At 57.0% G+C, this 14,559-nt stretch carries 9 protein-coding genes and 2 pseudogenes; 8 read left to right on the plus strand and 3 right to left on the minus strand.

Annotated features, from left to right (window positions below; all coding sequences use genetic code 11):
- Position 1 precedes the first annotated feature (1 nt).
- The 4 genes from MKFW12EY_RS09800 (at position 2) to MKFW12EY_RS09815 (ending at position 4,743) form a co-directional block, all read left to right on the plus strand.
- Positions 2 to 2,122 carry a peptidase domain-containing ABC transporter gene (locus MKFW12EY_RS09800; RefSeq protein WP_245006483.1) on the plus strand — a complete coding sequence of 707 codons (2,121 nt, stop codon included), beginning with the start codon at positions 2 to 4 and terminating at the stop codon, positions 2,120 to 2,122.
- 100 nt (positions 2,123 to 2,222) lie between these two features.
- On the plus strand, positions 2,223 to 2,591 hold the full coding sequence (locus MKFW12EY_RS09805; protein WP_054763554.1) for a hypothetical protein: 369 nt from the start codon (positions 2,223 to 2,225) through the stop codon (positions 2,589 to 2,591).
- Positions 2,592 to 2,821: 230 nt separating this feature from the next.
- Complete coding sequence (creD, locus tag MKFW12EY_RS09810) at positions 2,822 to 4,198, plus strand: cell envelope integrity protein CreD (protein WP_221054452.1); 1,377 nt, start codon at positions 2,822 to 2,824, stop codon at positions 4,196 to 4,198.
- Positions 4,192 to 4,743, plus strand: coding sequence for a metal-dependent hydrolase (locus MKFW12EY_RS09815; RefSeq protein WP_221054453.1), 552 nt, complete (start codon positions 4,192 to 4,194; stop codon positions 4,741 to 4,743). Before creD ends, MKFW12EY_RS09815 begins: the two co-directional genes overlap by 7 nt.
- A 370-nt stretch (positions 4,744 to 5,113) precedes the next feature.
- Here the strand turns inward: MKFW12EY_RS09815 and MKFW12EY_RS09820 are convergent.
- Positions 5,114 to 6,028 (minus strand): annotated as a pseudogene (locus tag MKFW12EY_RS09820) (IS5 family transposase); the annotation flags it as partial.
- Here MKFW12EY_RS09820 and MKFW12EY_RS09825 point away from each other — a divergent pair.
- Positions 6,028 to 7,059 (plus strand): IS5 family transposase, encoded by a 1,032-nt coding sequence (locus tag MKFW12EY_RS09825; protein WP_054763844.1) that lies wholly within the window; start codon positions 6,028 to 6,030, stop codon positions 7,057 to 7,059. The pseudogene MKFW12EY_RS09820 and the gene MKFW12EY_RS09825 sit on opposite strands and share 1 nt — an antisense overlap.
- 123 nt (positions 7,060 to 7,182) lie before the next feature.
- Here MKFW12EY_RS09825 and MKFW12EY_RS09830 read toward each other — a convergent pair.
- Positions 7,183 to 7,317: pseudogene (locus tag MKFW12EY_RS09830) on the minus strand (IS5/IS1182 family transposase); the annotation flags it as partial.
- Positions 7,318 to 7,706: 389 nt separating this feature from the next.
- On the opposite strand from MKFW12EY_RS09830, the gene MKFW12EY_RS09835 reads away from it, so the two are divergent.
- Positions 7,707 to 8,132 carry a hypothetical protein gene (locus MKFW12EY_RS09835; RefSeq protein ID WP_054762948.1) on the plus strand — a complete coding sequence of 142 codons (426 nt, stop codon included), beginning with the start codon at positions 7,707 to 7,709 and terminating at the stop codon, positions 8,130 to 8,132.
- Positions 8,133 to 8,155: 23 nt separating this feature from the next.
- Here MKFW12EY_RS09835 and tfpB read toward each other — a convergent pair whose 3' ends face one another.
- Positions 8,156 to 9,937 (minus strand): type IV pilus assembly ATPase TfpB, encoded by a 1,782-nt coding sequence (tfpB, locus tag MKFW12EY_RS09840; protein WP_221054456.1) that lies wholly within the window; start codon positions 9,935 to 9,937, stop codon positions 8,156 to 8,158.
- Between the two features lie 132 nt (positions 9,938 to 10,069).
- Between tfpB and cas1f the strand changes: the two genes are divergently transcribed.
- Positions 10,070 to 11,056, plus strand: a complete 987-nt coding sequence (gene cas1f, locus MKFW12EY_RS09845) for a type I-F CRISPR-associated endonuclease Cas1f (RefSeq protein ID WP_221054457.1) — start codon at positions 10,070 to 10,072, stop codon at positions 11,054 to 11,056.
- 18 nt (positions 11,057 to 11,074) lie between these two features.
- Positions 11,075 to 14,413: a type I-F CRISPR-associated helicase Cas3f gene (gene cas3f / locus MKFW12EY_RS09850; protein WP_221054458.1), complete on the plus strand. Its 3,339-nt coding sequence runs from the start codon at positions 11,075 to 11,077 to the stop codon at positions 14,411 to 14,413.
- Positions 14,414 to 14,559 lie beyond the last annotated feature (146 nt).

Raw genomic sequence — 14,559 nt, forward strand, 5'->3', positions numbered from 1 at the left:
GATGAGCATACAAGCCATGCTGGATTTTTCCGGCCGCAAGAAAACCCCGCTGATTCTGCAAACCGAAGCCGCCGAATGCGGGCTGGCCTGTCTGGCGATGGTGGCATCCCACCACGGCCACCGGCTCGACATCGCCAGCTTGCGCCGCAAGTTTTCGGTGTCGCTGAAAGGCTCGACTTTGAACCATATGATCCGTATCGCCGACCAGTTGCATCTGGCCTCGCGTCCGGTCAAGCTGGATTTGCCCGAGCTGGGCAAGCTGAGCCTGCCGGCGATTCTGCATTGGGATTTCAACCACTTCGTGGTGTTGGCTCAGGTCAAGCGCGGCGTGGCGACGATACACGATCCGGCCAAAGGCCTGTTGAATCTGCCGTTTAGCGAAATCTCCAAACATTTTACCGGTATCGCTTTGGAACTGGCGCCTACCCAAAGCTTTACGCCGAAAACCGAACGTCAACAAATCAAGCTCTCCCGCCTGATTGGCCAGTTGGATGGGGCCGCCGGCGCGATTTGGCAAATCGTTTTATTGGCTGCGGCCATTGAAGCGTTTGCCATCGTCGCGCCGTTTTTTATGCAATTGGTGGTCGATAACGCAGTCGTGTCCCGCGACGACAATCTGCTGACGGTGCTGGGTTTGGGCTTTTTGTTGCTGTTTCTGATCCAGACCGCGATTACCGCGTTGCGCTCCTGGGTGGTCCTGGTTTTGAGCACGTCGGCCAATCTGCAATTGTTGGGCAATCTGTTCGGACACTTATTGCAACTGCCGATGAGTTTTTTCGAAAAACGCCATCTGGGCGACATCGTCTCCCGCTTCGAATCGCTGAACGTGATCCAACGCACGCTGACCACCAGTTTTCTGGAAGCCATCGTCGACGGCGCGATGGCAATCGTCACGTTGGCGATGATGTTGGTCTACAGCTGGAAACTGGCCGCCATCGTCTGTCTGGCGGCTGCGCTATACGGTTTATTAAGGCTCGGTCTGTTCACGCCGTTAAGGCTGGCGACCGAGGAGCAAATCCTGCGCGGCGCCAAACAGCAGAGCAATCTGCTGGAAACTGTGCGCGGCATGCAGAGCGTGAAGCTGTTCAACCGCGAGTTGCAGCGCCGGGCCGGTTACCAAAATCTGATGGTGGACCATTTCAACGCCGGCATCCGCGTGCAAAAGCTGGGCATCGTCTACAAGGCGCTGAACAGCCTGTTGTTCGGCCTGGAAAACATCGCCGTGGTCTGGCTCGGCGCGCTGTTCATTCTGGACGGCGGCTTTTCGGTGGGGATGCTGTTTGCCTTCATGTCGTTCAAGGACCAATTTACGCATCGGGTCGGCAGCTTCATCGAGAAAAGCATCGAATTCAAAATGCTGGGCCTGCATACCGAGCGGGTGGCCGATATCGCCCTGGCCGACACCGAGCGCAACGGCTTGGGCTGCGGCCAGCGCGACTTGCCGGCCTGCGTGCAAATCCGCGATTTGGAGTTCAGTTACGCCCCGTCCGAACCGCCGGTGATCAGCAATTTGAGTCTGGATATACAGGCCGGCGAGTCGGTGGCCATCGTCGGTCCGTCCGGCTACGGCAAGACCACGCTGGCCAAATTGATCCTCGGTCTGTTGCAACCGAGTTCCGGCGAAATCCTGGTCGGCGGCGTGCGTTTGCCGCAAATCGACAACCGCGATTACCGCGACATGGTTGCGGCGGTGATGCAGGAAGACCAGCTCTTCGCCGGGTCGATTGCCGACAACATCTGTTTCTTCGATCCGGAACCGGACCAGGCTTGGATCGAAACCTGCGCCCAACTGGCGGCGGTACACCAGGATATCGTGGCGATGCCGATGACCTACAACACGCTGATCGGCGATATGGGCACCGTGTTGTCCGGCGGCCAGAAACAGCGGGTATTGCTGGCGCGGGCCTTGTACAAGCGGCCGAAGATTCTGGTATTGGACGAAGCCACCAGCCATTTGGACGTGGCGCGGGAGCGCTTGGTCAACGGCGCGATTCAGCAATTGAAACTGACTCGCATCATCATCGCCCACCGTCCGGAAACCATTGCCTCGGTGGACCGGGTGATCGATTTGCAGGCCCTGGCGCAGCGCGGCCGGCGCGAGGCGGTATCTCAGCCGGCCTGAACGGTTCCGGAGCGGAAGCCTTGCCCGAAGGGGGTAAGTTCCTGATCAGAACCGGTTCGGGTGTCGCTTCCGCCCCGGACCGAAACCGAGGAAACCCGAAATGAAAGCCCTAATAACTTATCTATTGGTTGCATTCGGCGTATTCGCCAGTGCCGCAGCGGTTTCGGCGCCGGCCGACATCGCCAAACTATTCGGCCGGCTGCCGACGATTACCAAATACGAGCGCAGTTGCGTGGTGAGCGCGGCGACGCCCGCCGAATTGCGCGCTTGTATCAACAATCTGCCGAATACCGAGTATTACAGCCGGGAACGCAGCCGCAGTCTGGCGCGGCTGGAGAGCTTGAATACCATCGTCGCCGATTTGAATGCGGTACCGGAGCTGACTCCAATCGAGAAATTCTGTTTGTTCACCTCAACGCCGGCCTGTATGGAGGCCTGTATTCAAGGTTGGGTTTGTTCCGCCGATTAGCGGCGCGGCTTCGAGTTAAGGAACGGCTTTAGGCTGCGCCATCGAGCGGACGCAGCCAAAAGCCGATGCCGGGCCGGCGGTAAGGATGCGGCCGGCCCGGCCAAGGACGATTTCTCCCGGCTAAATCCGCAACGCCGGCCAAACTTCACCTTCGCTTCACCATCCCGACATCATGGTTTCACCTCCGGCGCGCATGCTACGCAGCGTATTCAAACCTGTGGAGAACTACGATGCGAAACAAACTCTGGCAAAAATTGGTGGCGATGGCGCTATTGACGCTGTTGCTATTGATCCCGATAGGCATGGTCAAGGATCTGGCCAACGAACGCGAGAACCGGCAGTTGCAGGCGGTGAACGATATCGCCGCCAGCTCGGCCGGGCCGCAAAAATTGTTCGGCCCGGTGTTGGTGGTGCCGTACCGCGAAATTTGGAGCGAAGTCTCCGAAACCATCCGCGACTGCACGGCGGTGCGCGAGGTGTTGCAACGTAGCGAGTCGCGTTATTTGTATTTCCTGCCCGAGCAACTAAAGCTGTCCGGCGAGCTGGCCACCGAGACCAAGCGCCGCGGCTTGTTCGAGGTCCGCTCTTACGTGGTGAATCTGTCCGGCAAAGGCGAGATCAAATTGCCCGGCGGCTACGGCAATCCGGCGCCGTTGCACGGCGGCCGCATTGAATTCGGCACGCCTTATCTCGGCATCGCCTTGTCGGATATGCGCGGCGTGTTGCAGGCGCCGGGCGTGGAATGGGCCGGCAAAACCTATGGCTTCGAACAAGGTTCGAATTTGCCGCTGGAGGATGCCAGCGGCATGCATGCCAATCTGGAGCCGATGCCGGTCGAATTCGGGCCGATCTCGATTCCGTTCGGGTTCGATTTGAAACTGCGCGGCATCGAAGCGCTGGAATTCGTCCCGGCCGGCAAGCATACCCAAGTCGAACTGGCCTCGGCCTGGCAACATCCCAGTTTTTTCGGCCGGTTTTTGCCGGACCCGAGCAGCCAGCAGACCGGCACCGACGGCTTTCGCGCCGCCTGGAGCGTGGACGCCTTGGCTTCCAACGTCGGCCGCAATCTGAGCGGAGTGCGCCATATCGCCAGCTACGACAGTTTCGGCGTGCGCCTGATCGAACCGATCAACGTCTATTCGTTGTCGGATCGTGCCGCCAAATACGGTTTCTTGTTCGTCTGCCTGACCTTCGCTGCGATTTTTCTGTTCGAACTGCTGAAAAAACTGGCAATCCATCCGGCCCAATATGCCTTGGTCGGTCTGGCATTGGCGATGTTCTTTTTACTGCTGCTCAGCCTGTCGGAACATCTTCGGTTCGGCGTGGCTTATTGCCTGGCGAGCGGGGCTTGCGTGGCGTTGATTGCCGTCTACCTGAGCGCGGTCTTGCGCAGCGCGACGCGGGGCGCCGCGGCCGGCGTGTCGCTGGCGGCCTTGTTCGCCAGCCTGTACGGTTTGCTGGAATCGGAAGATAACGCGCTGATGCTGGGTTCGTTGCTGTTATTTGCGGTGCTGAGCATAGCGATGCTGGCGACGCGCAAACTGGATTGGTATGCGTTAGCCGAAACCGGCGCTGGCTCCGTAGCAAGCGGGAGGGAATCATGCTGATCGCCCATTTGCCGGCCGGCTATATCGTCTCGGTGCTGACCTATCCGCTGCTCAGGATGCCGCAAGTCGATGGCAAAACCTATCTGCGTTGCGGCATGTTCGGTGCGGTGGCGCCGGATCTGGACATGATTTACTTCTATTTGGTGGACGGCGGCAGGCATCCACACCACAGTTACTTCAGCCATTTTCCGCTGACTTGGCTGCTGCTGGCACTGGCGGCCGGCGTTTACTACCGGTGCAGCGCGAACCGGCGGCTGCCGGTGCTGGCCTTGGTATTCGCCGGCAACGGCTTGCTGCACATGGTGTTGGATTATCTGGCCAGCAATATTTATTGGCTGGCGCCGTTCGTGCTGAAGCCGTTTTCGTTGACGCTAGTGGAACGGGTGTACCAGCCCTGGTGGCTGAACTTTCTGTTTCACCGCTCGTTTGTGTTGGAGATCGCGATAGTGGCAACGGCCTTGCTGATTCGGCACCGGCGGCGTTCGCAGCCATCCGAACCGCCGGCCTTAGCGGCGCCAGCCGCTGCGGGCGGGGAAGGTTCCTGATCTACCGGCCCCCCCCTGCATGTGTTAAGCGTTGGCGCCCGATCTATCCCTCTTTGAAAAAGTAGCTGTAAGGCATTTAAGGGGCAGCAGGGGATTTAGCAGGCTGGTGAAAAACCCACTGATATTTCCCCTTACCCACGGTTTCCGTGATTTTTTCGTGTTGAAATCGGTCATGACATCGAGTTTCAACCGTTTTGCCCCTGTTTCAAGGGCTTTTTATTCGCCTGAAGCCGTCTGTGGACGGTTTTCAGGCGTACTTCACCCTAGGTGGGCACACTCCACGCCGGTTTTGGTGTGAACACCAGCAGCTTGAGCAACCGCGTCAGGTTATAGGCGGCGAAGCAAAACAAGGCTTGGCCAGCGACTTTGGCTAAGCCAATGTGACGGGTTTTGCGCAGGCCACCGACCGTTTTGACCCAGCCAAAGGCTTCTTCGACGATTTTGCGGCGCTTGAGGCTTTGGGCATAGCCTTTGCCGCGCGCGGTGCATCGACGGCACTGCCGGTCTTTTTGCGAGCAACATGGGCTTTGATGTCTTGCGTCTTGAGTTTGTTGACGAACGCCGGTTGGTTATAGCCTTTGTCGGCACCGACGCTACCGCCTTTGGGAACACGGCGTTTGATCATTGTTTGCGCGGCTTCGATTTCAGCGGTGCCGGTGGCTTGGGTGGTTTCAACATCAACGATCAAACCGTTACGATTCTCGGATAGGGCATGGGTGATGTAACGCAGTTTGGCCTCGGTGTATTCGCCTTTTTTGTAAAGCCGGGCTTCGGGGTCGGTCGTACTTTGGTGGGTGGCGTTGCTGCGCTTTTCGCCGCTGAAGTCGACCTCGGGATTGCGGCCGGCGGGTTTATCGGGACCGCTGCCGTCTTTCTTCACGAAGCTTTTGTGCGAGGCCCAGGCTTCGATCAGGCTGCCATCGACACTGAAGTGCTCGTCGGAAACGAGGTTTTGCCACTCGGCTATGGCCAGTACCCGCTCAAAAAATTCGCGACTCAGCGCTTCGGACAGCAGGCGTTCGCGGTTGGCGCTGAACACGCTGCGTTCCCAGACAGCATCGTCGATGCCCAGACCGACAAACCAGCGAAACAGCAGGTTGTAGTCCAGCTGTTCCATCAACTGGCGTTCGCTACGAACGGTGTACAGCACTTGCAACAGCAAGGCGCGCAGCAATTTTTCGGGCGCAATCGACGGACGGCCAGTGTGCGAGTAACGCTCGGGAACCTCTAAAAATTGCGCCCGGCGAGTAAAATGAGTCGGAGCTAAAGACCTGGAGAGCAGAGATGACGGTGGCACAAGACGACCTTTTCGGTTCCCTGTTTGAACATCGAGATCGTCGGATCGATCGTTTGGGCAATCCGTTGTTGGAATTGGACGCGCAAGTGGATTGGGAGGCGTTCCGTCCGTTGCTGGATCAAGTGCGTCACAAAGTCCGTAAATCGTCTGCCGGGCGAAAGCCTTGGGATGGGGTGTTGATGTTCAAAGCGTTGGTCATCGCCAGCCTCTACAATCTGAGCGACGAGCAACTGGAGTTCCAAATCGAAGACCGGCGCAGCTTCCAGCGATTTATTGGTTTGTCGGATGCCAAGCACGCGCCGGATCGCAACAGTTTCTGGCTGTTTCGTGAGTCACTCAAAGCACTGAAACTCACCGAGACGTTATTCAACGAATTCAACCGACAATTGGACCGTGCCGGCTTGATCGCCCGCAAGGGTCAACTGATTGACGCCAGCTTCGTCAAGGCGCCGGTGCAGCGTAATACCCCGGACGAGAACGCCCGGATTAAAGCCGGCGAAACCGTCGAGGACTGGTCAGTCGCCAAACGCAGTCAGAAGGATACCGATGCGCGCTGGACCAAGAAAGGTGACAAGAGTTATTACGGGTACAAGAATCACGTCAACGTTGATAATGCCCACAAGCTGGTACGCAAATACACGGTCACCGATGCCAGCGTCCACGACTCTCAAACCCTGAACGGCTTGCTCGATAGCGGCAATACCAGCCGGGATTTGTGGGCCGACAGTGCCTATCGTTCCGAAGCGGTGGAAGAACAGTTAAAAGTCCAAGGCTACCGCAGCCGGATTCACCGCAAAGGGGTGCGCGGCAAACCGCTGACCGACCGGGAAAAACAAGGCAACAGCACCCGCTCCAAAACCCGTTGCCGGGTCGAGCACGTGTTTGCCTGGATGGCGCAATGGGGCGGTAAGGCGATCCGTTGCATTGGCCTAGCCCGCGCCGAAGTACGTATCGGCTTCATGAATCTGGTGTACAACATGCGACGTTTTTGCGCCATTCGCAGGGTAGCTGCGTCTTGATGCCGCCCATCGGAGCTGAAAAGGCTTCGAGTTGAAGGTAGTCCGCTTGGAAATGTCAGCTTTCGAGCGCGTTTTACGCCCCGAATCTGATTAATCGTGGATTTTTAGAGGCTCCCGCTCGGCAAAGACGGCATCCATAGAGGCCAATACGCCATCGACGAGTAGACGTAAACGACGCAACGGATGCTGTTTGGGAATACGTTCTTCCAGGCTAACGTAGCTGAACCAGCTATTTTGAATGGCATCGTGTCCGCGCATGGGGGGCTTCTCCAATTTAGATGCGCTATTTTACTTGTTTGCTGAGGCTATGCGCCTTGATGACTGCAGCTTTGGGAGTTTTTCACCAGCCTGCTAGCGGAATAAATCCCCTGCGTTCCCCTTTGCAAAGGGGAGTATTGCTTAACTTAGCGGTACGGCACCATCGGCAGCCGTACGCGAGGATGCAAAAAATAATTTGGTATCGAATCGATATTTAACTACAATCATGCCGAATCCGTCGAGACACTTCACCCCCCAAGGGAATGCCGGCGGATTTTCCGCTGATGGCGGGCTTTCAGCACGCCATCACGGCCGAACAATCTGCGGCCGGCGCTCACGGCGTCCGGTACTTGAAACGATGAGTTATCGCTGATTAAGGAGGCACAGGCATGATTAAGCAACATCTGGATTTAATAGCCGTGGCCGGCCTCGGAGCCGGTGTGGCAATGTACGACGTGACGATAGACCTGGTTTTCGGTGTCGCTCATTTCTTGTTCGAGATGCTGCATCTGGCATTCGAATGGTTCGAACTCGGTATCGAACATGCCGTGGAGCATACCTTTCACACCACGCGCCACGGCAGCCAGATCGTGACCTTTTATATCTTGTTGGCACTGGGCAGTGCGGCGCTTTACGCGTTGTGGAAAGCCTTGCCGCGGATACGGCGGCGCTTGCAGCAGGCGGCCATGAATGCCTGGGTGCGGCGGAAAACCGAATGCGAGCTGTATTGGCAATCGCTGACTTTGCCCAACAAACTCGGCTTGGTGTCCACGCTGTTGGGCGCGGTCTACCTGAGTACCTTTTTCGCGATGTGACGGAATAGGGCGAGCGGGTCGGGCTAGAACTCGATCCGCTCCGGCGCGACCCTGAGTATCTCGTCGATGGTGGTGATGCCGGCCGCCACTTTCTCTGCGCCGCTGAGCCGCAACGGCCGCATGCCTTCCTTGATCGCCTGTTTTTGCAGCAGTGCGGTGTCGCAGCCTTCCACAATCAACTTTTCCAGCGCCGGGCTGTTTTCGAAAATTTCGTAAATGCCGACCCGGCCGGCAAAACCGGTATTGCGGCATTCCTTGCAGCCGACGGCTTTGTATAACTGCTTGGGTGGCGCCACCTTGAACGGCGCCACCAGCGCCCGCCACTGGTTTTCGTCGGTCGCTACCGCCGCTTTGCAATGTTTGCATAACACCCGGATCAGGCGCTGGGCCATGATGCCGAGCACGGTTTGCTGGATCAGGTAACCCGGCACGCCGATATCCAGCAAGCGGGTCACCGCGGCGGGCGCGTTGTTGGTGTGCAGCGTCGAGATCACCAAATGCCCGGTCAGCGAGGCTTGCACTGCCATTTCCGCCGTTTCCAGGTCGCGTATCTCGCCGACCATGATGATGTCCGGGTCCTGCCGCAGCAAGGTGCGGATGCCGCTGGCGAAATCCAGGCCGATGTTGGCCTGCACCTGCATCTGGTTGAAGGCCGGTTCGATTTGCTCGATCGGGTCTTCGACGGTGCACAGATTGATTTCCGGCGTCGCCAGCCGTTTCAAGGTGGAATACAGCGTCGTGGTCTTGCCGGACCCGGTCGGACCGGTGACCAGAATGATGCCGTGGGTGTGGCCGACCAGACGGTTCCACAACGCCAATTCCTGCTTGCTGAAGCCGAGTTGTTCGTAATCGCGCAGCAACACTTCCGGGTCGAAAATCCGCATCACCAGCTTCTCGCCGAACGCGGTCGGCATCGTCGATAGCCGCAGTTCGATTTCCTTGCCGTTGCTGTTTTGGGTTTTGATCCGGCCGTCCTGCGGCAGCCGCTTTTCGGCGATGTTCATCCGGCCCAGAATTTTCAAGCGGCTCAACACCGCATTCATGATCGGCGTCGGCAATTGGTAGACGTTGTGCAGAATGCCGTCGATCCGAAAGCGGACGTTGCCTTGCAAACGGCGCGGTTCGATGTGAATGTCGCTGGCGCGCTGGTCGAAGGCGTATTGCAACAGCCAGTTCACCAGATTGACCACGTGCTGGTTGTTGGCGTCCAGATCGGCCATCTTGCTTAGCTCGACCAGTTGCTCGAAATTCTGGCCCTCGGCGGCACGGCCGTCGTTGTGGCTTTGCGCGCCCTTCAACGACTTGGAAAAATTATAAAACTCGTCCAGGTAGCGCTTGATTTCGTCGGGATTGGAGAACACGCAACGAATCTTGCCGTGGTGCATTTTCGCCAGATCGTTCTGCCAGGCTCGGATGAAAGGCTCGGCGGTGGCGACCACGATTTCGTCGTCGCTGATCTTGATCGGCAAAATGTTGTAATTGGCGGCGTAAGCCTTGCTGAACAAGGCCGTCACGGTAGGCACGTCGATTTTCAACGGATCGAAATAGTAGTAGGGCAGGGCCAGTTTCTTCGCCAGCCACTGGGTCAAATCCTCCTGCGACAGCGCCTTGCCCAGCTGGGTTTGGTCGGACAGCTCGCACTCGGCCAGCACCTTGAGCGGATGTTTGTGCAGATTGATCTTGGCCACCGCATACTGCCGGCATTTCTGCAAATCCTGCGCCGACAGAATCCTATCCTCCTGCAACCACTTGATGACCTGTTGAATCTCCAGTTTTCTGTCTTCGGTTTTGCTTTCTTCCCGCATGTGCGCGCCGTTCCTGATTGGTTTGGCGATAGTCTAGCCAAATATTTCCGGCCCGGTTCGGATTTAGCGCGGATTGACGCTAACGGAAAGGGTCAGCAATAATCCGGGCTCCCGCAAAAGGAAAAACCCGGCATGGAACAACTCACCGACCTGAAAGCCATCCTCCACTCCAAGCGCGCCAACATTTACTATCTGGAAAAATGCCGGGTGATGCAAAAAGACGGCCGCGTGCTGTATCTAACCGAAGCCAAGGACGAAAACCTGTATTGGAACATTCCCATCGCCAATACCACCGTCATCCTGCTCGGCACCGGCACCTCGATTACCCAAGCCGCGATGCGCATGCTGGCCAGCGCCGGCGTGTTGGTCGGCTTTTGCGGCGGCGGAGGCACGCCCTTGTTTAGCGGCAGCGAAATCGAATGGCTAACGCCGCAAAGCGAATACCGCCCTACCGAATACATCCAGGGTTGGCTTAAATTTTGGTTCGACGACGGCCAACGCCTGAATGTCGCCAAAGCCTTTCAACTAGCCCGCGTCGACTATATCCGCAAGGTCTGGAGCAAGGACCGCGAACTGCAAGCCGAAAACATCTTCGCCGACGACAGCGCCATCGCCGCCGCGCTGGACAATTACGCCGGCAACATCGGTAGCGCGGAAAAAACCGGCGACCTGCTGCAACGCGAAGCGCTATTGACCAAACAACTCTATCGCTACGCCGCCAAGGCCACCCAACACGGCGATTTCACGCGCGATCACGACGCCAGCGACCTTGCCAACGGCTTCCTGAACCACGGCAATTATCTGGCTTACGGCCTGGCAGCAACAACGCTTTGGGTACTCGGCATCCCGCACGGCTTCGCGGTGATGCACGGCAAAACCCGCCGCGGCGCCTTGGTGTTCGACGTCGCCGACTTGGTCAAGGACGCCATCGTCCTGCCCTGGGCCTTCGTCTGCGCCAAGGAAAAAATGAGCGAGCAGGAGTTCCGTCAGCAAATCCTGCAAAAATTCACCGACCATAAAGCGCTGGATTTCATGTTTGAGCAGGTCAAACAGCAAGCGATTCAATCCCCTCCGAGAGAGCAAGCCACTCAGTCCCCTCTCCCTGAGGGAGAGGGCTAGGGTGAGGGGGGAAAATACATGATGGTCACCTTCGTCAGCCAATGCCAGAAAAAAGCCCTGGCCCGCACCCGCCGCGTCCTCGACGCCTTCGCCAACCGCATCGGCGACAACACCTGGCAAACGGTGATAACCGAAGAAGGCCTGATCGCCGTCAAAACCCTGCTGCGCAAGACCGCCACCAAAAATACCGCCGTGGCCTGCCATTGGATCAGGTCGCGCAGTAGGAGCGAGTTGGTCTGGATAGTCGGTAACCGTAAGTGTTTTAACAAAGAAGGTTTCGTGCCGGTCAACACTACGCAGAAAAGTTTGTTGAACAGCCAATGGGAAAATAACTGGACCTATCTGCCCGCCATCAAAGCCTTGGTGGCGGTTGCGGCTTTGCTGCACGATTGGGGCAAAGCCACAGCCTTGTTCCAGAGTAAGCTTAAATCCTCGACTAACCAAGGCGACCCGCTACGCCATGAATGGATTTCCTGCCTGCTGCTGAATGCTTTGGTGCGCATGGCTGGCGGCGAAGATGAAGCTTGGCTAAGGCTGTTAGGGGATGACAACTGGGATGAAGCGGCGCTAAAAAATCTTACCGCCGAAAGCCTGAAAAACCCGTTGGCTGATCTACCGCCGATTGCGCAATTGGTTAGCTGGTTAATCATGAGCCATCACCGCTTGCCGAGTCGCTTCAAGCCGAACGACGAATCGGGACAGAAAAGGGAAAGTCTGGCGCGGATGCTGAAAAGTTTGAATGCCGACTGGGGTTACCAAAATCCGAATGACGACGATAAGCGTCTGAAGGCCTGCTTCGAATTTCCACAAGGTTTGTTGTCGCAATCCGCGCCGTGGCGCAAACAACTCAAAAAATGGTCGGCCAAATTGTTGCAAAACCAGGCGTCTATCCAAGCGTTACTCGACAACGGCGCCTATCGCCTGTTGCTGCACCATGCCCGCTTATGCCTGATGCTGGGCGACCATTATTACTCGTCCTGCCAAGCCGACGGCGAATGGCAGTCGGCCATCGACCTTTACGCCAACACCGACAGCCAAAAACGGCTGAAGCAAAAATTGGACGAACATTTGGTCCGCGTCGGCGATCAAGCCTTGAAAATCAGCCAAACCTTGTCGCGCTTCAGTAGCGAGATGGATGCGGCCTACGACATCAAAAGTCTCAAGCAAAAAAGTCCCGCCGGCTTCGAATGGCAAGATAAAGCCGTGGACGGCATTGTCCGCTTCAAAGCCCAACACCAAACCTTGCAAGAACAGGGTTACGGTTGGTTTGTGGTGAATATGGCCAGCACCGGTTGCGGCAAAACCGTGGCCAATGCCAAAGTCATGCGTGCGCTGGCGGACGACGGCGACAGCTTGCGCTACGTGCTGGCCTTGGGTTTGCGAACCTTGACCTTGCAAACCGGCAACGAATACCGCAACCGCTTGGGTTTGACGGACCAGGACCTGGCGGTTTTGATCGGCTCGGCGGCAATCAAACAGCTTTACGACAAAGTCGCGCGGGAAAAAGACCAGCCGCCGGGTTACGAAGATATCGGTTCCGAGTCCCGAGAGCAATTATTGGCGGAGGATTTGGATTTCGGCGACATGCCGCACGCCGAATTTCTCGACGTGCTGTTTCCCAAGCATCAACCCAAGCTGGCCGAGAAGCACAAGGCGTTTTTATACAAGCCGGTGTTGGCTTGCACGATAGACCACATCATCGCCGCCACCGAAACCCGGCGCGGCGGAAAATTCATCCTGCCGTGCCTGCGCCTGTTGTCGTCCGATCTAGTGATCGACGAAGTGGATGACTTTGATGGCACCGATTTGATCGCCATCGGTCGTTTGATCCATTTGGCCGGCATGTTGGGCCGCAAGGTGATGATTTCTTCCGCCACGATTCCGCCGGATTTGGCCGAAGGTTTTTTCCATGCCTATCAGGCCGGTTGGCAATTGCACAGCCATTTCAAAACCGCTCATCCGTTGGTGGCGTGCGCCTGGATCGACGAGTTCGGTACGCAAGTCGAGCGATTGGACAACGTAGACTCCGATAGCCGTTGCCGGCAATACGCGCAGTTACACCGGCAGTTCGTTGCCAAACGAGTCGGCCATCTGCACAAGCAACTCGTCAAACGTAAAGCCATTATCGAGCGTTGCGACGAGTTGTTGGCCTTGAAGAACCAGCCTGCGGAACAGCGCCAACAGTATTTCGCCAAAATCCGCCAGGCTGCCGAACACTTGCACTCTCACCACCACAGCGTCGATGCCAAAACCGGCAAGCGGGTTTCGTTCGGCGCGGTGCGGATGGCAAACATTCCGCCCTGTATCGCGCTGACACGCTACCTGTTGCAAGCGGATTGGGGCAACGGCATCGAACCGAAAATCATGGCCTACCACAGCCGGCAAGTGCTGTTATTACGTCATGAACAGGAAAAACATCTGGACGAAATTTTGCAGCGCAAGGAAAAGCCGGGCCAAACACCGAAAGCATTTCAGGACCCGGTAATCCGCCGGCATTTGGATTCCGCGGCAGCCGATGACGTCTTGTTCATACTGGTAGCGACACCGGTGGAAGAAGTCGGCCGCGACCACGAATTCGATTGGGCCGTCATCGAACCGTCGTCGTTTCGATCCATCATCCAGTTGGCGGGGCGCGTGTTACGCCATCGCCGCATTTTGGCCGATGTCGAACATGCCAATATTGCCGTGATGCAATACAACCTGAAAGCCTTGCGTCAAGCGGGTGGCCCGGCCTATTGCCGGCCGGGTTACGAAAACGGCAAGAGTTTGAGGCTGACCAGCCATGACTTCGCTCGATTGGTGGACGAAGCCGCGTTGAACCAAGTCGTCAACGCCGTGCCGCGCATTCAACGCCCGGAAAAGCTGGAGCCGAAACAGCGTCTGGCCGACCTGGAACACCAAGCCCTGCATCAAAGCCTGACCGATTACCGGCAACAAGGTCCGCAAGCCTTGCAGGCTTGGCTACACGAAAGCTGGTGGCTGACCGCCGTGCCGCAGCAAATCAACCCGTTTCGGGCGGGCAATCCGGAAACTTCGCTATTTTTGGTTTGGCGAGATGGTAAAGCGCTGTTTTGCGAGAAAGATGAACGCGGCCAGTTCATCGCCCGCCAAGCCGTGCACAAGATCGTGGTGGCTGAACCACTACCGGAGCTGGAACAAGCCCGATTATGGCTGGATAGAGCTTATGAAAATATCTTGCGCCAACACGCCGAAACCGAACCGTCCGGGGACGATGCCGATTCGGAACAACGATTGCAAACCGCATCCGAGCGTTATGGCGAAATCATGGTACGTCCGAACAGCGACAAACCTTGGTTTTATTCGGACCAGTTAGGTTTGTTTCAAGATATGAATTAGCGGGTAGGCCGGAATAAGCCGATAGGCGTTTCCGGCAGATAGGCTTTGCCGGAAACGCCTATCGGCTTATTCCGGCCTACTGGATTTGGCGTTATTCAAACCAATCCGGTTTGATCAAAGAATTGAATCATCCAGCTCACAAATGA

The organism is Methylomonas koyamae, assembly GCF_019669905.1.
Taxonomy (GTDB): Bacteria; Pseudomonadota; Gammaproteobacteria; order Methylococcales; family Methylomonadaceae; genus Methylomonas; species Methylomonas koyamae.